Raw genomic sequence first — 19861 nt, 5'->3', positions numbered from 1 at the left:
GGAGTGAAAATTACAGTAGCGAAGGTCATGATCTCACACTGCCAAGAAAAGCCTCTAGCCAGATGAAGGTGCCCGTACCGCAAACCGACACAGGTAGGCGAGAAGAGAATTCTAAGGCGCGCGGAAGAACTCTCGTTAAGGAACTCGGCAAAATGACCCCGTAACTTCGGGAGAAGGGGTGCCCCGGTAGTGTGAATAGCACGAGGGGGCCGCAGTGAAAAGGCCCAAGCGACTGTTTAGCAAAAACACAGGTCTGTGCGAAGCCGTAAGGCGAAGTATACGGGCTGACGCCTGCCCGGTGCTGGAAGGTTAAGGGGAGTGGTTAGGAGCAATCCGAAGCTGTGAACCGAAGCCCCAGTAAACGGCGGCCGTAACTATAACGGTCCTAAGGTAGCGAAATTCCTTGTCAGGTAAATTCTGACCCGCACGAATGGCGTAACGACTTGGGCGCTGTCTCAACGAGAGATCCGGTGAAATTTTAATACCTGTGAAGATGCAGGTTACCCGCGACAAGACGGAAAGACCCCATGGAGCTTTACTGCAGCTTGATATTGAATTTGGGTACGATCTGTACAGGATAGGTGGGAGCCTTTGAAGCATGAGCGCCAGCTTGTGTGGAGGCACCGTTGGGATACCACCCTGATCGTATCTAGGTTCTAACCTGGTGCCCTCAGCGGGTACGGGGACAGTGTCAGGTGGGCAGTTTGACTGGGGCGGTCGCCTCCTAAAGAGTAACGGAGGCGCCCAAAGGTTCCCTCAGAATGGTTGGAAATCATTCGAAGAGTGCAAAGGCATAAGGGAGCTTGACTGCGAGACCTACAAGTCGAGCAGGGACGAAAGTCGGGCTTAGTGATCCGGTGGTACCGCATGGAAGGGCCATCGCTCAACGGATAAAAGCTACCCTGGGGATAACAGGCTTATCTCCCCCAAGAGTCCACATCGACGGGGAGGTTTGGCACCTCGATGTCGGCTCATCGCATCCTGGGGCTGAAGTAGGTCCCAAGGGTTGGGCTGTTCGCCCATTAAAGCGGTACGCGAGCTGGGTTCAGAACGTCGTGAGACAGTTCGGTCCCTATCTGTCGTGGGCGTAGGAAATTTGAGAGGAGCTGTCCTTAGTACGAGAGGACCGGGATGGACGTACCGCTGGTGTACCAGTTGTTCCGCCAGGAGCACCGCTGGGTAGCTATGTACGGACGGGATAAGCGCTGAAAGCATCTAAGCGTGAAGCCCCCCTCAAGATGAGATTTCCCAGTATGTAAGACCCCTTGAAGACGACGAGGTAGATAGGCTGGGGGTGGAAGTGCAGCAATGCATGGAGCTGACCAGTACTAATCGGTCGAGGGCTTATCCAATAGCAAGTTCGAGTCGCGTGAGTTTCGTTTCGAATCTAGTTTTCAGAGAACAATAACTCTGATGAATGGAAGAAGCTATGCTTCGATCCAATCGCGTTTGGTGGCGATGGCGGAGGGGTTCCACACGTACCCATCCCGAACACGACCGTTAAGCCCTCTAGCGCCGATGGTACTTGGACCGCAGGGTCCTGGGAGAGTAGGACGCCGCCAAGCAAAGAACCACTGCCGATGATGTTCGGTGGTGGTTTTTATTTGTGTTTATATTTATTTTTGAGATCAAGCTCTGACATCTTCGTTATAGTCAGGTAACATTTTTGTTACGGATGGCAGGGGGAAAACCAGTATAATAGGACTATGTTAAATATGCTAAAAGTACCTGACCGAAGAGCTGGATTGTGCAGCTGTGAAAAGGAGGGTGTGTGTGTTAAGTTGGCGGAGATTAGGACTCCATTCAGTGATGCTGCTTTGTCTTGTAATCGTTCTTGCAGGTTGCGGTGAGGCTTCAGGATCTGTTTGGATCTCATATGAAGGTGCAGTTAACGAGAAGAGTTTCCCTGTACCGAAAGTAGCGAATAAATCTGACCAGTCCGAAAATAGTTCGGATATGGATTATGTTCGATATACATTGTCTGGAATCAGTGAGAATACCAGCTTACCTGAGGTATACCTTGACGAAATCAAAAGTTGGGGTTGGACGGAGAGACAGGCCAAGCGTTCATCGAATTCCTCCAGTAACCTGCATGTTTTCTCAAAGGATGGCCATATTGTACAGCTGGCTGTCCATGATGGATCGTTTACGCTGATGGTTCCCCGAAATGAAACAACCCAAACTACAATAAAATCACTGGGCGAAGATGAATGAATCCAGTGATGATAGAGTGTATAAATTAACATTGTAATGTTCCTATATCATGAAGTTCTCATCGGTTGAGGTGAGGACTTTTTTTGTTGGCTGCAAGTTGGGCTTCATAGAAAAACACTGAATTAGTAGGTTTATTGTGAGCAGAAAGTCGCCATGAGACGGAGAGATTCACTTGGCTGTGCTGTGGATAACTACATGGAGGGAAAGCGAGACGAGGTTATCCACTGTGGACAACCTTGTCTGGAGACTGCAGGTACAGCATATAGCTATTTACTGCAGGTAATAAGAGACATCTTGATCGTTTAATTTGATGAGACCATCTTTACGTCCACGTGCAAGAATCAGAACAACATATAGGCGAGGGCCAAGCAGCCACAGATGCCAGAATATGAGTGACAGTGTGAAGGAGACTGGGGACCATAACAAACACACAGTAATGATACACAAGCCAATCCAGCTGATGTTCAGATGGACCCGGACAAACATTCGGTAGCTGAAGTGCTGATCCGGTACATAGCCGAACCAAGGCATGCGCAGGTTCCAGCGCCAACGCTTGGTATACGAGGTGCGGACCAGAAGTAATATTGTTCTGGCAATGACATAATGAATCCAGACGGTAATTGGCCCTGCCAGTAAAAAGAAAAAGAGGCCGTTCCAGGAGAAAGCTAGCAGATTAAAGAATAGCATGATAACGGGCAGAGATAAGTAGCTGTATATGACACTGCGGGCAATAGCTTTTTTTTTCAGAAGTCGGTACTGATAAAAGGTTGCCTTATTCTCCGGTTCGGCGGTCATACGTTGTTAAGTCCTCCTTTAAAATAACATGGTGTATTAGATTGTGTAAGCATATGTATGGGGAGTTCAGGAATCGTGATGGATGATGATGTTCAGCCATAAATACTGTTATCGTTATCATATCTTATATATCGGCTAAAATTTCAATTTTTTTAAAGGTTATTTATCGTAGGCTTGATGGGTTTAGGGATATATGCAGGAATGCAGTATATCAGTATTGTCTTTTAAAGGGATATGGAAAGTTGAATCATCAAAGATGATTATAGTTGTATGTAAGAAAGTTGTTGTATATTACCGGTACAGACACCCATTAAGGGGTGAGCGAATATATATATTTTATAGAAAGAAAGCACTATGAAAATGTTTAAAATAATAGAAACTGTGCAATACTGATAGTAAACGTAAAACAAGGTGGGATGGTTCATGGAAGAACATGCCGAACACACATGTATTATTTGCGAGCAGCGGAAGAAAGAAGGCATTTTTATTGTATCTGAATTCATATGCGATACTTGTGAAGCAGAGATGGTTCATACCGATGCACAGGATGCAAAGTATAACTTTTTTATTCATCAGATGAAACAGATTTGGGTGCAGAAGAACGCTTAATGGACAATTCATTCTCCACATAGAACTAGAAATGCATATGGTGACATTGTTATTGAATATAGGCCCAAGAGGCCTTTTTTTGTTGTATGGCGGGGACTGTCTTGTCTGACATGTATAAGAAGGCGTATGCTGATACAAAGAGCGGAGAAATATACTTTACGAAAATAACAGTAACAGGATGGATATATTATGAGCGAAAACAATACACCAGGTTCAGATAAAAGCAAAGCTCCTATATATGAAGCGCTGCTTGCATATCGTCAATCGGATCAGCGTTCATTTCATGTACCAGGACACAAGAATGGACAAGTCTATCGCCAATGGATGCAGCACACAAATGCATTGCAAGATGTACAGTATCCATGGAGAAGGGATCGTACAGAGGATGGAGAGAGCAAGCTGAGTAGGGCTGCCGCAGATCAGTCGGATAATGCAGATCATATGAGTAATACCGTCGTGCCGGTTAATGCCTATCTGGAAATGATGGAGATGGATGTTACAGAGATTACCGGAACGGATGACCTTCACCATCCTGAGGGAGTAATCCGTGAGGCTCAGGAAATGGCGGCGGATTGTTTTGGAGCGGAAGAAAGTTTCTTTTTGGTCGGGGGAAGCACAGCCGGTAATCTGTCTTTGCTGCTCACCATCTGTGATGAGCCTGAAAGCATTGTACTGGTACAGCGTAATGTACATAAATCGGTTATACACGGATTGATGCTGGCAGGCGCAAGGGCAGTATTCCTGGAGCCGTGGGTTGACCCTAAATCGGGACTTGCTGTCATGCCGTCCATTGAGACGGTTCAGGCTGCTGTCCAGAAGTATCCTGAGGCAAAGGGCGTATTTGTCACACTGCCGAATTATTATGGCATGGGTGTAGATCTGACACCCATTGCCGGAGTTTGCCACGAGGCTGACATGCCGCTGCTCGTGGATGAAGCGCATGGCGCACATTATGGGCAGCATCCGGAGCTGCCTGTATCTGCACTGTCCTGCGGAGCAGACGGTGTAGTGCAGTCAACGCACAAGATGCTGGCCGCCTTCACCATGGGAGCCATGCTGCACATTCAGGGACCACGATTGAATCGGTCCCTGCTTCGGCAGCGTCTGGCCATGGTGCAGAGCTCAAGCCCATCCTACCCGGTGATGGCTTCGCTTGATCTGTCGCGCCGGCTGCTGCATGTGCACGGCGCGGAAGCATTCACGGCAGGGCTTGCTGCCGTGAATGCTTTGAAGCGCGGCCTCCCAGAGCTGCCGCGCTTCAAGCTGCTGCAGCCTACCGGACAGCTGCAGCTTGAGCCGGCCGGCGGCGATGAAATTCCGGCCGCAATGGCTGGCCGCAAAGGATATACCGCTCAGGACCCCTTCAAGGTCGTCATATATGACGACACAGGGATGCTGAACGGTTATGAACTGCAACGGCAGCTGGAAGCTTGCGGCTGCGTGCCGGAGATGAGCGACGAGCGGTACGTCGTCCTGCTCTTTAGTCTTGGCTCGACATTGCAGGATGCCGAGCATGTGCTGCAGGCTTTAAGGCATATTAACGCTGCCTATAAGCCAGAACATTCACCGTCATCAACTGAGTCTGTAGAGTCTGCTTCTCGAAATAATGCACCATCCTATGTTTCCACGTGGAACAATATAGAAGAAAATGAATCATTGTCAGCGCCTGTTCCATTCTCCCTACAACCGATTAAGGAGACAGATACAGTTGAAGTTCTGATCGAAGACTGTGCAGGTTATCGATCGGCAGAGATGGTTATTCCGTACCCTCCAGGGATTCCTCTAGTGTATCCTGGTGAGCAAATAACTCCAAAAATTGCAGCTCGGATTCGGGTTCTGCGCAATGCTGGAGCTAAATTTCAAGGGATTTCAGATCATACAAATCAGATACTAAAAGTCATGAAGCATAAGTCATCGTAGGTGTTATCTTCATTTGAAGAAAATAGTGCAGTTATCACATATCCTCTCGTATAAACACCCTTTTGAATGCCTCTTGGGACGAGTGAAATTCAGACGAAGCAGCATTCAAAGGTTACTGTTTATGATAAGATGGCTGCGATTCTATACCTAATGTCCCTACTACAATTAAAGCAGCATGCTGAGTACTATCAGGTCATATTACCTTACTTTATGTTAAATGGAGATCCAGTAAAACAGTTTTCATTCATGTGTCATCCTTACGATATAGTCTTGTTCAAATCTTATTATGTAAGTTAAACTGCATCTGCAGAATGCTGTTGGGCGTAAAGAAGCACCGAAAACATGCAGCTTGTCATAAGACTCTGTACAAATTAATGTTGAGCGAATATACCTCTTCTTATATGATGTTTCAAGAGCTTAGACGAGTGCTGCTGTCTTACTTTAAAAGGATATATATTATGGTTGAAAAAGGACACATGATGCCTGTTGGAGTAAAAGCCGCGTTATAGTATGATAGAAAGAAAATAAGCTTGTATTATTTTTGTGTTATTAAATGCAGTTGTTTCTATACACCTCTGGGCAGCGGAGATCATATCTTGAAGCAAGAGGGTCTGGGCATATGCATAATGGCGATAAAGTGATGCAGCTATGAATAAGAAAGCAGGGAAGCATATGCAGGGCAGAGGTAAATTCATTACGCTGGAAGGAGGAGAGGGGTCAGGTAAAACGACCATGATTGGTAGAATCGGTTCTTATTTTGAAGAACGGGGTATACCTTACGTAATTACACGAGAGCCTGGCGGAATTGAGATTGCAGAGAAAATACGCAGCATTATCCTTGACCCTCTTCATACAGCGATGGATGCCCGAACCGAAGCACTGCTCTATGCAGCAGCCCGAAGTCAGCATCTCGCAGAGAAGGTGGAACCTGCACTGCAGGCCGGCAAAACGGTGATCTGTGATCGGTTTGTTGACAGCAGTTTGGCTTATCAAGGATACGCCCGTGGTCTCGGGATAGAGAATGTCTGGGCAATTAATCGTTTTGCGATTGGGGATCTGATGCCTGACATGACTCTTTATCTGGATATTGAGCCGGAACAGGGGCTTGGCCGTATTGAAGCGCATGATGGTCGTGAGGTTAACCGTCTTGATCTGGAGAATCTGGCATTTCATCGTAAGGTCCGTGAAGCTTACCTGCTGCTCCAGAAACAGTTTCCGGAGCGCATCCATGTCATTGATGCTTCGAAGGCTCCGGATGAGGTAGAGAAAGCGATGATTTTGTCGTTGGAGAGCGGGATTTTGAAGGATTTTGGCGAGTAATTGTCTAATATATAGACAGGGCATTCTAGATAGAAATGCTTATTCTAAAGGAGGTTATGCAGGATGAAACTGATTGTTGCGATTATACAGGATAAAGACAGCAACCGATTATCCAGCGCATTGGTCAAAGCGAACTTTCGGGCAACCAAGCTTGCCAGTACGGGTGGATTTTTGAAGGCAGGCAACACGACGTTTATGATCGGTGTCGATGATAGTCAGGTCGAATCCGTTATGAACGTTATTCGCAGCAGCTGTAAGGTTCGTGAACAGCTCGTAACTCCGGTTACACCGATGAGTGGAACGACCGACTCTTACCTGCCGCTGCCTGTTGAGGTTCAAGTCGGTGGAGCTACTGTATTTGTTCTTCCGGTAGATCGTTTCGAGCATTTTTAATTTCTAATCCACTCTGTATGAAATCCATGAGTATTTTTCATTATCGATAGCATGATTGCCTTCTGAATGATGATAACGAACGATGTAAAAGGACGTATCCCTGTATGCGTACGTTCCACTTATGGAATGCCCTTGTCAATGACAAGAAGAGGCATAATCTCTCCCAAAGAGGATTTTACTTCAAAGTGATATGCTTCTTTTGGGAGAGGCGACTTCGAACACAAGCGTAGATAAGGATATTTTCTCTACCATTATATACACAGTGTATTCAAGCATATAGGTTGATCTCACGCACAGGCGCAGCGCGCTCTGTGCTGATGTGCGATTACCAAAGATAATAGAAAGCAGGGCATATCCATGAAAATCAATCCTGGATTCAGACCGCTGCAGAGCGGAATCAGTTCCAACGATTCCGGCTCCAAGCCGGTTCAATCCAAAAGTTTCTCTGATATGATGAACCACCAGGGGGAGCGGGCTTCGCAAGCAGAACTTAACCGCCGATTAAGCGAAATCCAGACTCAAGGTGATCGATTGGCCCGATCCATGACGATTCGTGAGCTAAAGGCATACAAGCAGCTTGTCAAAAGGTTCCTGGAAGAAACGGTCCGCCGCGGTGTCTCCATGAAAGAAACAAGGGGTTGGGATCGCCGGGGCAGAGGTAAACGGTACAAACTGATTGATGAGATTGACTCGGCTCTGTTATCTATGGCAGATGAGTTGCTGGATACAGAAGAAGGAAAAATCTCTCTCTTACAGCAGGTAGGAGAAATTCGGGGGATGCTTATTAATTTAAGCTTCTGAGGAGGAAGTATGTCCTTTCAACAAATTATGGGCCAACAGGCGGCTAAGCAATTGTTACAGAGCAGTTTGAGACGGCAGGCCATCAGTCATGCGTATTTGTTTAGTGGTCCATCCGGGAGTGGGCAGCTTCAGACAGCTGTGGCGTTTGCCAAGGCCATCTTCTGCACAGAGCTGGAGGATGATGCTTGCGGGCATTGTCTAGAATGCCGCAAGGTTGAGCATGGAAATCACCCAGACCTGACGATGCTTGCGCCGGACGGCAATAACATTAAAATAGATCAGATTCGGGATTTACAGCGTATTTTCTCCTATAGGTCGGAGGCTGGACATCCTAAGGTATATATTATAGAACAGGCCGAGAAGATGACCGTTCAGGCGGCCAACAGCTTATTGAAATTTCTGGAGGAACCTCAAGTTCCGGCCGTAGGAATTTTGATTACAGACAATGGTCAAGCTATGCTGCCTACGATTCGATCACGTTCCCAGATGGTACCTTTCAGTGCACTGAATCCGGACGAGATGCTTCAATCGTTGATTGATGAAGGTTATCCTGCAAATTTGGCAAGGCCCGCTGTCCATTTAGCGTCAGGACTGGAAGCATGTAGAGAAATTCTCCAGCAGAATTGGTTTGCAGAAATTAGAAACGTAATGTTACAATTAGGGAAGGAGTCCCTGGGCAGAGGGAGTACATCTTTGATCTCGGCACAGCAGAAGCTTTTCAAAACAGGACTCTCAGAACACCTGGACATGCTGCTTAGTTTGTTCCATTTGTGGTTTAGGGACATGCTGTATGTTCAGTACGGTAGGCATGAACATATCGTTTTTATAGATCAGTTAGACATGCTGTCTCAGTTGGCACATACCCGCAGCACAGAGCAGTGGGTCTCCTATATGGATTTGGCCGCGGCATGCAGAAAAAAATTGCGTTTTAATGTCAATGGCCAGCTTTGTCTGGAGCAATTTTTGATCGGTTTGGCATAAGGCTGGAGGATCGCGTGAGTTCCAATCCTATGCAAACGGTTATAACTTCGGCGGGTTCCCTAAGAAGTCAGGGCTTCAGACGAAGTGGGGTTGGCTTACAAGGGGGTTAATTTTTTGTACAGTGTAGTGGGTGTCCGTTTCAAAAAAGCGGGCAAAATTTATTACTTCGATCCCCTGGACCTTCCTATCGAGAAAGAAAACTGCGTGATCGTGGAAACGGCGCGAGGGGTTGAGTATGGTAAGGTTGTCGTGGGCAAGAAGGAAGTAGGCGAGGCTGATGTGGTACTGCCGCTCAAAAAGGTTATCCGCGTTGCAGGGGAGACAGATGCCCGGGTGGTGGATGAGAACAAGCGTGCAGCCAAGGAAGCATTCGGTACTTGTTTAAATAAAATCAGAGACCACGGCCTCAAAATGAAGCTGGTTGATGTGGAGTTCACGTTTGATCGCAATAAAATCATTTTTTATTTTACAGCAGAAGGAAGAGTCGATTTCCGCGAACTGGTCAAGGATCTGGCAAGCATCTTCCGGACACGAATTGAACTGAGACAGATTGGTGTTCGCGATGAAGCAAAAATGCTCGGAGGAATTGGACCTTGCGGTCGTGTATTATGCTGCTCCTCCTGGCTGGGGGACTTTGAGCCGGTATCAATCAAGATGGCTAAAGATCAGAGCCTGTCACTGAATCCGACGAAAATTTCAGGGTTGTGCGGAAGACTTATGTGCTGTCTGAAATTTGAGCATGATAATTATGAAAGTGTGAGAGAAGAACTGCCGGCTGTAGGCAAACTGGTTGTCACCTCAATGGGTGAAGGCAAAGTTGTCGGAATTAATGCTGGCAGCCGCACGGTGCATGTTCAACTGTTCGACATCAGTAAAGTCAAAGAACTTCCGCTGGATGACGTCGTTATCAAGTAAACCATTAAGGTTGCTTCGGGGTGGAAACTTGGAAAAGAAAAATCTGTTTACGCACATTCATGAAATGGAAACCCAAATGGGTCAGCTGCACGGTGATTTATCAGAATTAAAAATGATTGTCAAAGAGCTGCTGGAAGATAACCAGCGGCTTACCATTGAAAATGAGCAGCTTCGCAAACTGCTGAAGCGAGAAGCACCAGCAGATCTGCCAATCTCAGCTGCTCTTGCTCCTGCTGCAAGACCAGCTGGTCCAGCTGCAGGCGAAGATGTAGTAGGTGAGGGTTATGATAATCTAGCTCGGCTCTATCATGAAGGATTCCATATCTGCAACGTCTACTATGGACATTTGCGGACGGAAGGCGATTGTCTGTTCTGCCTGTCTTTTTTGAATAAATGAAGTGACCGTAGGGATTCCCTACGGTTTTTTTTCAAGGTTATAAACGTTTAACGTACCGGAGGATGAGTGTACTATATGGCAGACCAAGAAGTAATTTTACAGGAATCGGAGCGGATCGATGATCTGCTCTCTCATAATTTACGAATTATTCAGAGTGATGAAGTGTTCAGCTTTTCTATGGATGCAGTACTGCTGGCCCGATTTGCTTCTGTACCGAAACGGGGGCGTGTCCTGGATTTGTGCACGGGAAATGGAGTCGTGCCTATTCTGCTGACAACACGTACGCAGGCAAACCTGGAAGGCATTGAGATTCAGCCGAGACTGGCTGATATGGCACGCCGGAGTGTACAGCTGAATAAGTTAGATGGATCTATCCTTATTCGTGAGGGAGATTTGCGGGAATTGGTTAAAGAAACAGGACATGCAGTGTATGATGCGATTACAGTGAATCCTCCGTACATGCCGCTTAATGGAAGTGACCTCAAGATGAATACACATCAGGCGATGGCACGTCATGAGATCGGATGTACACTTGAAGAGGTCATTCAAGCATGCAATCGTCTCGTACGTAATGGTGGAAAAGTATCCATGGTACACAGGCCGCAGCGTCTCGGGGAGATTATATCATTAATGCGTGAATACAAGCTGGAACCCAAGCGCATTCGTATGGTACACCCGCGAGCACATCTGGAGGCCAATATGGTGCTGATTGAAGCGATGAAAGATGGCAGACCTGAGGTACGTATGCTGCCTCCGCTCATTGTTTATAATGAACAGGGCAGCTATTGTAATGAGATTATGGACATCTATTATGGACAGCAGCATGCTGAACGCACAGAGGAAGGAGGGAACTAGATGGTTATTCAAGTCCAAAAAAGCTACAGTGAGCAGTCCGAGCATAGTGGCAAACTGTATTTGGTCGGGACTCCGATCGGAAACCTGGAGGATATGACTTTCCGGGCTATCAAGACATTACAGAGCTGTGATATCATCGCTGCTGAGGATACACGTCAGACGCGTAAACTGCTCACCCATTTTGAAATTACACCTTCCATGCTGTTTAGTTATCACGAGCACAATAAGGGTGCAAGTGGCCCTGAATTGATACGCTATATAATAGAAGGAAAAAATTTGGCTCTGGTTAGTGATGCTGGTCTGCCGGCCATTTCAGACCCTGGTTCTGATCTGGTACAGCTTGCGATTGAAGCAGGAATTACCGTCATTCCCATTCCGGGTCCCAATGCAGCGTTGTCCGCTCTAATCGTATCCGGATTACCGACGGAACGTTTTACCTTTGGGGGATTTCTGCCGCGTGAGAAAAAGGATATGCGTAAGGTACTGGAATCTTTTAATGAGTCCAACGGTACACTGCTTTTCTATGAGTCTCCTCACCGTATCCGCAAAACATTAACATATCTGGAGGAAATCCTGGGCGAGCGCTCGATTGTACTCGCTCGTGAGCTGACCAAACGGCATGAAGAGTTTGTCAGAGGCAGTCTGCAGGAATGCATTGAATGGCTGGAGGAGCATCCACCTCTGGGTGAATATTGTCTGTTGGTTGAAGGGATTAGAGAAGAGGAACGTAAAGCTGAACGGGAAGCTTGGTGGCAGGTTATGTCACTGGAGAAACATGTGGAACACTACGAAAATGAAGGGAACAGCCGTAAGGATGCGATGAAAAAAACAGCAGCTGATCGGGGTCTGACCAAACGCGATGTCTATAATGCTTTAATTGAGTAATTTATGAAGTCTGAATCTGAAGAGAGCCCTGAAATGGTTAGAAATAATGAGCAGGAGCTTAAAAGAAACCTTAATATAACCTTAAAATGTAAAAAGGGCAGCACGTAGAAATGTGAAAAATGTGTGTCTGCTCTTTGAAGAGATAAAAAAACACCTTCCAGCGGTGATTTTCACCGGGAAGGTTATTAAGGAATATAGAAAGGTTAGAATTAACAATTTGAATAATTCCAGTATGCCTGTTTCTTCTTATTTTGCGACAGGTGCAGGGATTTCGGAAATACATTCGTTACAAACGATTTTGCCTTTGAAGTACGTAACGTTCTCTGCATTACCGCAGAAGATACAAGCTGGCTCATATTTTTTGAGCATGATGCGCTCACCGTCAACATAGATCTCCAAAGCATCTTTTTCACCAATACCGAGTGTACGGCGCAATTCGATTGGAATAACTACCCGTCCCAGTTCATCCACTTTTCTTACAATACCTGTTGATTTCATCATTATAATCAGTGCTCCTCTCAGCTAACTATCATTGTCATTATTCGACATTATTTTATGTTTTATGATACTCATCATACCAACGATTCCCAAAACAGTCAACCTTAAAATTAGCTTAAAATTAAGGGTATTTTTCTTAAGTTTGCTGGTGGTAAGGGGTTAAGAGCGTAAATTCATATTTGAACATGCATGTCAGCTTTGTCGATTTGGAAAACGACAAAAGTTCTTTATTCGACAAAATTCGTCAAAGTGTGTCGAATCTTTGATGAAAAATGAAGCCAAACGCGATAATATTTAGGTTAAGATAATTTTTTAAAAGGAGTGAAATGAAATGGAACATCGTCTGACAGAAGAAAAAGTGTTTAAAGATCCGGTACATAATTACATTCATGTGCAAGAACCGATTATTTGGCAGTTGATCAATACACCTGAATTTCAACGGCTGCGCCGCATTCGTCAATTAGGAACATCCTATCTTACTTTTCATGGGGCAGAACACAGTCGCTTCTCCCACTCCTTAGGTGTATACGAAATTACTCGCAAAATCATCTCACAGTTTGAACGAAGTCATTATTCAGACTGGCCAAAGGAAGAAAAACTGGTGGCCTTGTGTGCTGCCCTGCTTCATGATCTTGGACATGGACCGTTCTCTCATTCCATTGAAGAAGCTTTTGATATGAATCATGAAGACTGGACGTGCCGCATTATCAAGGGGGATACCGAAGTAGGGGCGATTCTAAGACGGTACGCTCCTGATTTTGACGAGAAGGTGGCTTCAGTCATCCAGAAAACATATGATAAACCAATCGTTGTGAATCTGGTGACCAGCCCGCTTGATGCTGACCGGATGGATTACCTGCTCAGGGATGCCTACTTTACAGGCGTAAATTATGGCACAATTGATCTGGACCGTATTCTACGGATGCTGCGTCCATTTCATGGGCGAATCGTGGTTAAAGAGTCCGGCATGCATGCTGTAGAAGATTACCTGATGTCAAGGTACCAGATGTACTGGCAGATTTACTTCCATCCCGTAACGCGAAGCTCGGAAATTATATTACGGCAAATCTTCAAACGGGCAAAAGCATTAGTGGAGCAGAGCTTTCCGTTCCGCTTTATGGTAGAACCACTGCCCAAACTGTTTTATGGAGAAATTTCCGTTGATGAATATCTGCAGCTTGATGAATCATTGATTCAAACAGCCTTTATGCAGTGGCGTAAAGAGGACGATACTGTTCTGAGTGAGCTGTGCGAACGCTTTATGGATCGCAGATTGTATAAGTATGTGGAGCTCGAACAGACGGATCTGGACATGGTTGAAGAAATTAGGGAAGCTTTTGCTCATGCAGGGTTGAATCCGGAATACGATCTTGAGGTTGATTTCCCAACGGATAATCCTTACGACGTGTTTCGTCCAGATCAATCCACGGATAAGCAGATTCTTTTACTGGATAGGCAGGACAAGCTGCACGAGTTGTCAGAAGTGTCTGATATTGTACGTTCGATCAGTGGACTTCATCTGGGCAAACATCATCTGTACTATCCTCAGAACAAGGTTGATGCCATCCTTCATGAATTACCGTCCCATATACGCCCCTATTTTTTGTAATCATGAATGATGCGGCAGGTGAAACATTTTGATATCAAAAGACTTTCTAAAAGAGCTATTTTACATGATACATTAATCTGCTTTAATGGCGAGGATATGTAGATCGACATAATTTTGTAATCAAAGTGAGTAAATATACAGTTTTAAATCCGGTTTAGCTGCAAGATGTAGATTTGACTTTTTATTTTCCTTCTATATATAGTAGCTTGAGTATTAAAAGTGAAAATACAGAAATCGCGGCATGTCCCAATCAAAATTTGTGTTTCAAAAAAATAAATTCAAAATTCTAATGCATATAATCGGTATTCGATTTTCGACATGAAGGGAGAAATAAACACTATGTTATTCGACACACATACACATCTCGATGCACCACAATTCGACGAAGACCGAGAGGACATGATCCAGCGGGCTGTTGATGCAGGCATTACTCGTATGATCAACATTGGCTTTAATCGGGAGACGATTCCAACGACGATGAAACTGGCTGAAACGTATGACTTCATCTATGCAGCTGTAGGCTGGCACCCGGTGGATGCAATCACGATGCAGGAGGGTGATTTAGAATGGATTGCATCTTTGTGCAAACACGAAAAGGTGGTAGCCATTGGTGAAATCGGTCTGGACTATCACTGGGACACCTCACCTAAGGAAATACAGCACCGCGTATTACGACAACAAATTGCATTGGCACGTGAATTAAATATGCCCATTGTCATCCATAATCGGGATGCCCATGAGGATATTGTACGTATTTTGCGTGAAGAGAAAGCGAGTGAGGTTGGCGGTGTGATGCACTCCTTCTCAGGCAGCTGGGAGACGGCGAAAATGTGTCTGGAATTGGGCTTCCATCTTTCTTTTGGAGGGCCAATCACATTCAAGAATGCGAAGCAGCCTAAAGAGGTGCTGGCCAAGGTTCCGATGGATCGATTTTTTCTAGAAACAGACTCCCCTTATCTTACACCTCACCCTTATCGTGGAAAGAGAAATGAAACAGCGCATGTACGTCTGGTTGCTGAAGCCGCTGCGGAAATTAAAGGCATTTCGGTGGAGGAAATTGCTGCAATAACCACCAAAAATGCCATGGAACGATTTGGGATTCGGTAAAAAAAGGAGTAAATCAGGTGAAAAAGGAAGCTAACGAGAGGTAATTTGCTCTTTGATTCGAATTATTGAAGAATATTACAATATTTTAACCAAATATTTAGAAAAACGTACTTGATCCATGCTTTACAACATGCATCAAAACAGGATATCATCTTTTCAGTGAATTGTTGTGCGGAAAATTGGACAGATGTTCGGGGGATGAACAAAGGGACACTTTCCGATAAGACAACATTACTTTCATGAATCAATCTCGCTGAGTCTCCGTTAATGGAGAGCGGGGGAACCAATAGGGCTTAAACATCGGTGAATGCAGCCGATGCGCATCGTTCGCTGACCCAAAACAGTGGAATGTTCTGCGAAGCCGTATTTGATTTCTTCTTTGGGTCTCGGGGTGAATTCAAGGGCGTCCGCCATGAGCGGGTGACCTGAGATAGGGCGGCTCTCTTTCGCCCGAACCCGACAGCTAACCTCGCAAGCGGAAAAAGAGAGGCAACCTCGTGCATGAATTTCCGATATTCAAATCATTCGGAAGCCACGAAAGAGTCTCTTACACTCTTTCTTTGGCTTTTTTTGTTTTGAATAAAAGAAATAGAGTCATCATACGGTAAGTATTCAGGAGGATGACATCATGCTGCGAAGAGGGGTTCATGGTGCAGGACCGATCATTACCTCTGATCTGTGTTCTGTAGAAAATTTGGTATAGTCGCGTCAAAGACATCATGCATTACTTTAGACGGCGAGGCTATGAAGGAGGACGGAGAAGTGGGCAGATTCCAACCAGAAGAGACCCATGAGTCACGATCATCCAGTAAGTCTTTCGCGTTGCGGTGGAAGCATGAGAACTTGCGTCAAATGGCACTGATCGCGATATTCTCAATTGCGCTTGCAATCATGATCTTGTTAGTCGTTTACGGTCAGGCCGGGAAGCAGATTTCACTGGTTATTGACGGCAAAGCTCAAGTGGTAGAGACTCGTACAGGAATGCTTCAGGAAATGCTGGAGGAGCAGTCAATCACAGTCAGCCCTCACGACAAGGTATCCATGCCCATGAATGGGGCGATTACGGACGGAGACCGAATCGTTATTGAGCGGGCCATCCCAGTTAACATTACGGCAGACGGAGACACCAAGACTCTGTATACAACCGATTCATCGGTACAAGATGTAATTCAGCAATCAGGTATTGAAGTTGCAAAGCATGATAAAGTGTATCCAGCGCTCGGAACTACTGTAAAATCGGATATGAAGATTCGTGTAGTGCGTGTAACAAAGCGTACAGTGGACGTGAAGCATCCGATTGCCTACAAGGTTGTCAAAACAGCAGATCCTAGTTTGTTCCAAGGGGATAATCGTGTAGTAGTGAAAGGTCAGGAAGGCACACTTGTGCAGCATATCGAAAAAGTGTTTCAAGATGGAGAACTCGTCTCCAAAAAAATGGTCGGCAAAACGATTGCTTCCAATCGTGTAGACAAAGTTATTGCAGTAGGTACAAAAGCGAAGCCGGTTGAGAAAAAGCCAGAGGTTCAATTGGTATCGGCCAAAACTTCGAAAAGCAGCAAAACAGCAGTATCGAACTCGAAGAAAACATCTGCCTCGGGCAGCAAGGTGATTACGGTCTCCGGGAATTCTTTTAAATATTCTAAAGTTCTGAAAAATGTATCCATGACAGCCTACTCTGCTGAAGAGCCAGGCATTGGTACGAAGACAGCTTCCGGTACTCGTGTAACGGAAGGCCGCACTATCGCAGTTGATCCGAAAGTCATTCCAATTGGCTGGTGGGTATACATCGAGGGCCTAGGCTTCCGTCGTGCGGAAGATACCGGTGGTGCGATTAAAGGCAACAAAATTGATGTTTATTATGACAGTGTGAAGCATGCCCTGAATTTCGGACGTAAGAAAGGCAAAACGGTATATGTGATTGGACCCGTGAAGCCGGAAGCGAACTAAAATCGTTTTACTTTGAAATGGGAATGCTATAAAATAGTTGCATGAAGATTCATGCGGAATATGCGGCGGAGGAGTCTGAATTCAGTCTCCTCCGCCGTTTGGCAGAGAAGAGGATATTCCTCTTCTTTTTGCGTTAGAAAGGAAGAATTGGAACATGATAAAAGAAGTAATTGTTGTGGAGGGCCGTGACGACACGGTAGCCATTAGAAGGGCCGTTGAAGCAGACACGATCGAAACCGGAGGTTCTGCTATTAATCAGCGTATACTGAAGCGAATTGCACTTGCTCAGGAGAGACGGGGTGTCATCATCTTGACAGATCCGGACCATGCGGGTGAGCGTATTCGTAAAATCATTGCCAATAAGATTCCAGGCTGCAAACATGCGTTCATTCCAGAGGCAGATGCGACACGTAAAGGGGATATCGGCGTTGAGAATGCTTCACCGGAGGCCATACGTCATGCTCTGGCACGTGTACACACATCCTATGAAGGTGCACCAAGTCTGATTGATTGGGAAGACCTCATTGAGGCAGGACTGATTATACACCCGCAAGCTGCAGCAAGACGCATGGAGATGGGCAACCTGCTGGGGATCGGGTATTGCAACGGCAAACAGTTTCACAAACGGCTGAGTGTTTTCCAGATTACAAGAGAAGAGTTCTCCGATGCATTAGCGCAAATCGAACGTGAAGGATTGTGAGGTTATGAAAGACATGGAACAAACCGTTGAAATTGCAACACCCAAACGCACTAAGGAAATTATTCAGAGGCATGGATTCTCCTTTAAGAAGAGTCTGGGACAGAACTTCCTGATCGATCAAAATATATTGAACAAAATCGTGGGCGCTGCCGATTTGGACGAGTCCAAGGGCGCTCTGGAGATTGGTCCGGGGATTGGAGCTCTTACGGAGCGCCTCGCGCGTGCGGCTGGTCCTGTTACGGCTGTGGAAATTGACCAACGTCTGCTGCCGATCCTTGGAGAGGTCATGGAGCCGTATCCCAATGTACGCATTCATCACGGAGATGTTCTTAAGCTGGATCTGGCTGCGCTGTTTGCATCAGACTTCGCTTCGGTTGATAAAGTAAGTGTTGTTGCGAACCTTCCCTATTATGTAACGACGCCAATCATGATGAAGCTGCTGGAAGAGAAGCTGCCTGTAGACAGCATCGTGGTCATGATCCAGAAGGAAGTAGCTGAACGCATGGCGGCGGCACCAGGTTCCAAGGATTATGGAAGTCTGAGTATTGCCGTGCAGTATTACAGTATGCCGGAACTGGTCTGTGTGGTACCGCCTACCGTATTTATCCCGCAGCCTAACGTAGAGTCAGCAGTTATTAAGCTGAAGGTTCGTGACCAGCCTCCAGTGCAGATTCCGAACGAACAGCATTATTTTGAAGTCGTGCAGGCTTCGTTTGCGCAGCGGAGAAAAACAATCTCCAACAATCTTAAAGCCCGCTTCTTCTCGAAGGAGAACAGAGAGCAGGCGGATCAACTGTTGGAGCAGGCAGGTATACAGCCCTCACGGCGCGGAGAGACATTAAGTCTGCAGGAGTATGCGACCCTCAGCACGGTAATGTGGGAAGCCGGGGTTCGCGGCGGACTGTAATTTTAATGAACCAATCCGGGTCTCTGCCCATACGATGGGGTAGAGGTGATAATGGTGATGAATATCGGAGACTTGGTCGTTCGGAAGTCATACGGTGGCGATGTGACTTTTCGGGTAGAAGGACTCCAGTCAGATGCTGCGGTCATTAAAGGGACCGAGTTCCGGCTGCTGGCTGACTCCCCGGTGGACGATTTGATACAGGTTCCTTACGAACCACAGAGTGCAAAAACGCGTCAGGCACATATTAAAGCCCATCAGACGCTCTCCCGCCTGCAGCAGCATCGTATGGAGCAGGCAGAGCGTAACCGGGAAGGTTTGATGCAGGAATGGGCTGCACAGCAGGAGCCTGCGTATTTCGAAATGCCCGGCAAGGTGCTGCACCTGGATGGTGACCCGAATTATTTGAAAAAAAGCATGAATCTGTATGAACAGCTTCGTGTTCCTGCAGAAGGACAGTATGTGCATGAATCAGCAATGGCAGATACGTTATACCGCCTGCTGCCCAAAGTTCGTCCGGATATCGTAGTGATTACTGGTCATGATGGTGTGTTAAAGACAAGGCAGCCCTATGATCTCTATAGTTTGGGGAGTTATAAAAATTCACAAAATTTTGTCTCGGCCATTCAGGTCGCAAGGCAGTATGAGCGTCATCTTGATGCGCTGACCATTATTGCAGGGGCCTGTCAGTCTCATTTTGAAGCACTGCTGCGTGCCGGCGCAAACTTTGCAAGTTCTCCAGGTCGAATTCTCATTCATGCACTTGATCCCGTCTATGTGGCCGCCAAGGCTTCGTTCACATCCGTTCGGGATACCGTAAACATGAATGATGTACTGCATAATACGATTAGCGGTATCCAAGGTGTAGGTGGTGTGGAAACCAAAGGCAGTTACCGGGTAGGCCTGCCAGGACTCAATGATTTATCTACGCTAAAAGTAAATCCATCTGCAGTCTGATGAAGTTATACCGGAGTCGCACTCCGGTCCAGCAGCAGCCCTGAAAGGGGCTTT

The 19861-nt window shown here is 46.2% G+C and carries 19 protein-coding genes, 2 rRNA genes and 1 riboswitch (1 of these 22 running past the window's edge); of the genes, 19 read left to right on the top strand and 2 right to left on the bottom strand.

Annotated elements, in window-relative coordinates; all coding sequences use genetic code 11:
- The 3 genes from ABXS70_RS26095 to ABXS70_RS26085 all read left to right on the top strand — a co-directional run.
- A 23S ribosomal RNA gene (locus tag ABXS70_RS26095) occupies nt 1-1352 on the top strand; it begins 1591 nt to the left of the window's first position.
- Nucleotides 1353-1448: 96 nt separating this feature from the next.
- Nucleotides 1449-1565: ribosomal RNA gene (gene rrf, locus ABXS70_RS26090) — 5S ribosomal RNA — on the top strand.
- 208 nt (nt 1566-1773) lie between these two features.
- The gene (locus ABXS70_RS26085) at nt 1774-2214 is read left to right on the top strand and encodes a hypothetical protein (protein ID WP_342553581.1); all 441 of its coding nucleotides are present in this window, start codon (nt 1774-1776) and stop codon (nt 2212-2214) included.
- 270 nt (nt 2215-2484) lie between these two features.
- On the opposite strand, the gene ABXS70_RS26080 is transcribed toward ABXS70_RS26085, so the two are convergent.
- Nucleotides 2485-3009, bottom strand: a complete 525-nt coding sequence (locus tag ABXS70_RS26080) for a hypothetical protein (protein WP_342553582.1) — start codon at nt 3007-3009, stop codon at nt 2485-2487.
- A 423-nt stretch (nt 3010-3432) separates the two neighbouring features.
- Between ABXS70_RS26080 and ABXS70_RS26075 the strand changes: the two genes are divergently transcribed.
- The 10 genes from ABXS70_RS26075 to rsmI all read left to right on the top strand — a co-directional run bounded on the left by ABXS70_RS26075 (nt 3433) and on the right by rsmI (nt 12085).
- Nucleotides 3433-3618, top strand: a complete 186-nt coding sequence (locus ABXS70_RS26075) for a sigma factor G inhibitor Gin (RefSeq protein WP_145406591.1) — start codon at nt 3433-3435, stop codon at nt 3616-3618.
- A 189-nt stretch (nt 3619-3807) separates the two neighbouring features.
- Nucleotides 3808-5538 carry an aminotransferase class I/II-fold pyridoxal phosphate-dependent enzyme gene (locus tag ABXS70_RS26070; protein ID WP_342553583.1) on the top strand — a complete coding sequence of 577 codons (1731 nt, stop codon included), beginning with the start codon at nt 3808-3810 and terminating at the stop codon, nt 5536-5538.
- Nucleotides 5539-6210: 672 nt separating this feature from the next.
- Nucleotides 6211-6858, top strand: a complete 648-nt coding sequence (gene tmk, locus ABXS70_RS26065) for a dTMP kinase (RefSeq protein WP_342556185.1) — start codon at nt 6211-6213, stop codon at nt 6856-6858.
- A 63-nt stretch (nt 6859-6921) separates the two neighbouring features.
- Nucleotides 6922-7251: a cyclic-di-AMP receptor gene (locus ABXS70_RS26060; RefSeq protein ID WP_047914178.1), complete on the top strand. Its 330-nt coding sequence runs from the start codon at nt 6922-6924 to the stop codon at nt 7249-7251.
- Between the two features lie 357 nt (nt 7252-7608).
- Nucleotides 7609-8052, top strand: a complete 444-nt coding sequence (locus tag ABXS70_RS26055; protein ID WP_342553584.1) for a YaaR family protein — start codon at nt 7609-7611, stop codon at nt 8050-8052.
- 9 nt (nt 8053-8061) lie between these two features.
- Nucleotides 8062-9033, top strand: a complete 972-nt coding sequence (gene holB, locus ABXS70_RS26050; protein ID WP_342553585.1) for a DNA polymerase III subunit delta' — start codon at nt 8062-8064, stop codon at nt 9031-9033.
- Between the two features lie 114 nt (nt 9034-9147).
- The gene (locus tag ABXS70_RS26045; protein ID WP_342553586.1) at nt 9148-9948 is read left to right on the top strand and encodes a stage 0 sporulation family protein; all 801 of its coding nucleotides are present in this window, start codon (nt 9148-9150) and stop codon (nt 9946-9948) included.
- 28 nt (nt 9949-9976) lie between these two features.
- Complete coding sequence (locus ABXS70_RS26040) at nt 9977-10345, top strand: DNA replication initiation control protein YabA (protein WP_342553587.1); 369 nt, start codon at nt 9977-9979, stop codon at nt 10343-10345.
- 75 nt (nt 10346-10420) lie between these two features.
- The gene (locus tag ABXS70_RS26035) at nt 10421-11200 is read left to right on the top strand and encodes a tRNA1(Val) (adenine(37)-N6)-methyltransferase (protein WP_342553588.1); all 780 of its coding nucleotides are present in this window, start codon (nt 10421-10423) and stop codon (nt 11198-11200) included.
- Nucleotides 11201-12085, top strand: coding sequence for a 16S rRNA (cytidine(1402)-2'-O)-methyltransferase (gene rsmI / locus ABXS70_RS26030; protein WP_342553589.1), 885 nt, complete (start codon nt 11201-11203; stop codon nt 12083-12085).
- A 246-nt stretch (nt 12086-12331) separates the two neighbouring features.
- Here the strand turns inward: rsmI and ABXS70_RS26025 are convergent, their stop codons facing one another.
- Nucleotides 12332-12586 carry an AbrB/MazE/SpoVT family DNA-binding domain-containing protein gene (locus tag ABXS70_RS26025; protein WP_017691383.1) on the bottom strand — a complete coding sequence of 85 codons (255 nt, stop codon included), beginning with the start codon at nt 12584-12586 and terminating at the stop codon, nt 12332-12334.
- Nucleotides 12587-12914: 328 nt separating this feature from the next.
- On the opposite strand from ABXS70_RS26025, the gene ABXS70_RS26020 reads away from it, so the two are divergent.
- The 6 genes from ABXS70_RS26020 (at nt 12915) to yabG (ending at nt 19807) form a co-directional block, all read left to right on the top strand.
- On the top strand, nt 12915-14192 hold the full coding sequence (locus ABXS70_RS26020; RefSeq protein WP_342553590.1) for an HD domain-containing protein: 1278 nt from the start codon (nt 12915-12917) through the stop codon (nt 14190-14192).
- Nucleotides 14193-14531: 339 nt separating this feature from the next.
- Nucleotides 14532-15299, top strand: coding sequence for a TatD family hydrolase (locus tag ABXS70_RS26015; RefSeq protein WP_342553591.1), 768 nt, complete (start codon nt 14532-14534; stop codon nt 15297-15299).
- A 241-nt stretch (nt 15300-15540) separates the two neighbouring features.
- A riboswitch (cyclic di-AMP (ydaO/yuaA leader) is annotated at nt 15541-15793 on the top strand.
- A 268-nt stretch (nt 15794-16061) separates the two neighbouring features.
- A complete protein-coding gene (locus ABXS70_RS26010) occupies nt 16062-17246 on the top strand; it encodes a ubiquitin-like domain-containing protein (protein ID WP_342553592.1) in 1185 nt (394 codons plus the stop codon).
- Nucleotides 17247-17400: 154 nt separating this feature from the next.
- Complete coding sequence (rnmV, locus tag ABXS70_RS26005; protein ID WP_342553593.1) at nt 17401-17946, top strand: ribonuclease M5; 546 nt, start codon at nt 17401-17403, stop codon at nt 17944-17946.
- Between the two features lie 13 nt (nt 17947-17959).
- Nucleotides 17960-18853, top strand: coding sequence for a 16S rRNA (adenine(1518)-N(6)/adenine(1519)-N(6))-dimethyltransferase RsmA (gene rsmA, locus ABXS70_RS26000; RefSeq protein ID WP_342556186.1), 894 nt, complete (start codon nt 17960-17962; stop codon nt 18851-18853).
- Between the two features lie 57 nt (nt 18854-18910).
- Nucleotides 18911-19807, top strand: coding sequence for a sporulation peptidase YabG (gene yabG, locus ABXS70_RS25995; protein ID WP_342553594.1), 897 nt, complete (start codon nt 18911-18913; stop codon nt 19805-19807).
- Nucleotides 19808-19861: the final 54 nt, after the last annotated feature.

It is taken from the genome of Paenibacillus sp. AN1007 (assembly GCF_040702995.1).
Taxonomy (GTDB): Bacteria; Bacillota; Bacilli; order Paenibacillales; family Paenibacillaceae; genus Paenibacillus.
This window is presented reverse-complemented; position numbering and strand designations above follow the sequence as displayed.

Excerpts from the sequence above, each read along its gene's own strand:
- ABXS70_RS26080 (WP_342553582.1), bottom strand. The coding sequence starts at position 3,009 with ATGACCGCCGAACCGGAGAATAAGGCAACCTTTTATCAGTACCGACTT.
- ABXS70_RS26075 (WP_145406591.1), top strand. The coding sequence starts at position 3,433 with ATGGAAGAACATGCCGAACACACATGTATTATTTGCGAGCAGCGGAAG.
- ABXS70_RS26070 (WP_342553583.1), top strand. The coding sequence starts at position 3,808 with ATGAGCGAAAACAATACACCAGGTTCAGATAAAAGCAAAGCTCCTATA.
- tmk (WP_342556185.1), top strand. The coding sequence starts at position 6,211 with ATGCAGGGCAGAGGTAAATTCATTACGCTGGAAGGAGGAGAGGGGTCA.
- ABXS70_RS26060 (WP_047914178.1), top strand. The coding sequence starts at position 6,922 with ATGAAACTGATTGTTGCGATTATACAGGATAAAGACAGCAACCGATTA.
- ABXS70_RS26055 (WP_342553584.1), top strand. The coding sequence starts at position 7,609 with ATGAAAATCAATCCTGGATTCAGACCGCTGCAGAGCGGAATCAGTTCC.
- holB (WP_342553585.1), top strand. The coding sequence starts at position 8,062 with ATGTCCTTTCAACAAATTATGGGCCAACAGGCGGCTAAGCAATTGTTA.
- ABXS70_RS26035 (WP_342553588.1), top strand. The coding sequence starts at position 10,421 with ATGGCAGACCAAGAAGTAATTTTACAGGAATCGGAGCGGATCGATGAT.
- rsmI (WP_342553589.1), top strand. The coding sequence starts at position 11,201 with ATGGTTATTCAAGTCCAAAAAAGCTACAGTGAGCAGTCCGAGCATAGT.
- ABXS70_RS26025 (WP_017691383.1), bottom strand. The coding sequence starts at position 12,586 with ATGATGAAATCAACAGGTATTGTAAGAAAAGTGGATGAACTGGGACGG.
- ABXS70_RS26020 (WP_342553590.1), top strand. The coding sequence starts at position 12,915 with ATGGAACATCGTCTGACAGAAGAAAAAGTGTTTAAAGATCCGGTACAT.
- ABXS70_RS26015 (WP_342553591.1), top strand. The coding sequence starts at position 14,532 with ATGTTATTCGACACACATACACATCTCGATGCACCACAATTCGACGAA.
- rnmV (WP_342553593.1), top strand. The coding sequence starts at position 17,401 with ATGATAAAAGAAGTAATTGTTGTGGAGGGCCGTGACGACACGGTAGCC.
- rsmA (WP_342556186.1), top strand. The coding sequence starts at position 17,960 with ATGGAACAAACCGTTGAAATTGCAACACCCAAACGCACTAAGGAAATT.
- yabG (WP_342553594.1), top strand. The coding sequence starts at position 18,911 with ATGAATATCGGAGACTTGGTCGTTCGGAAGTCATACGGTGGCGATGTG.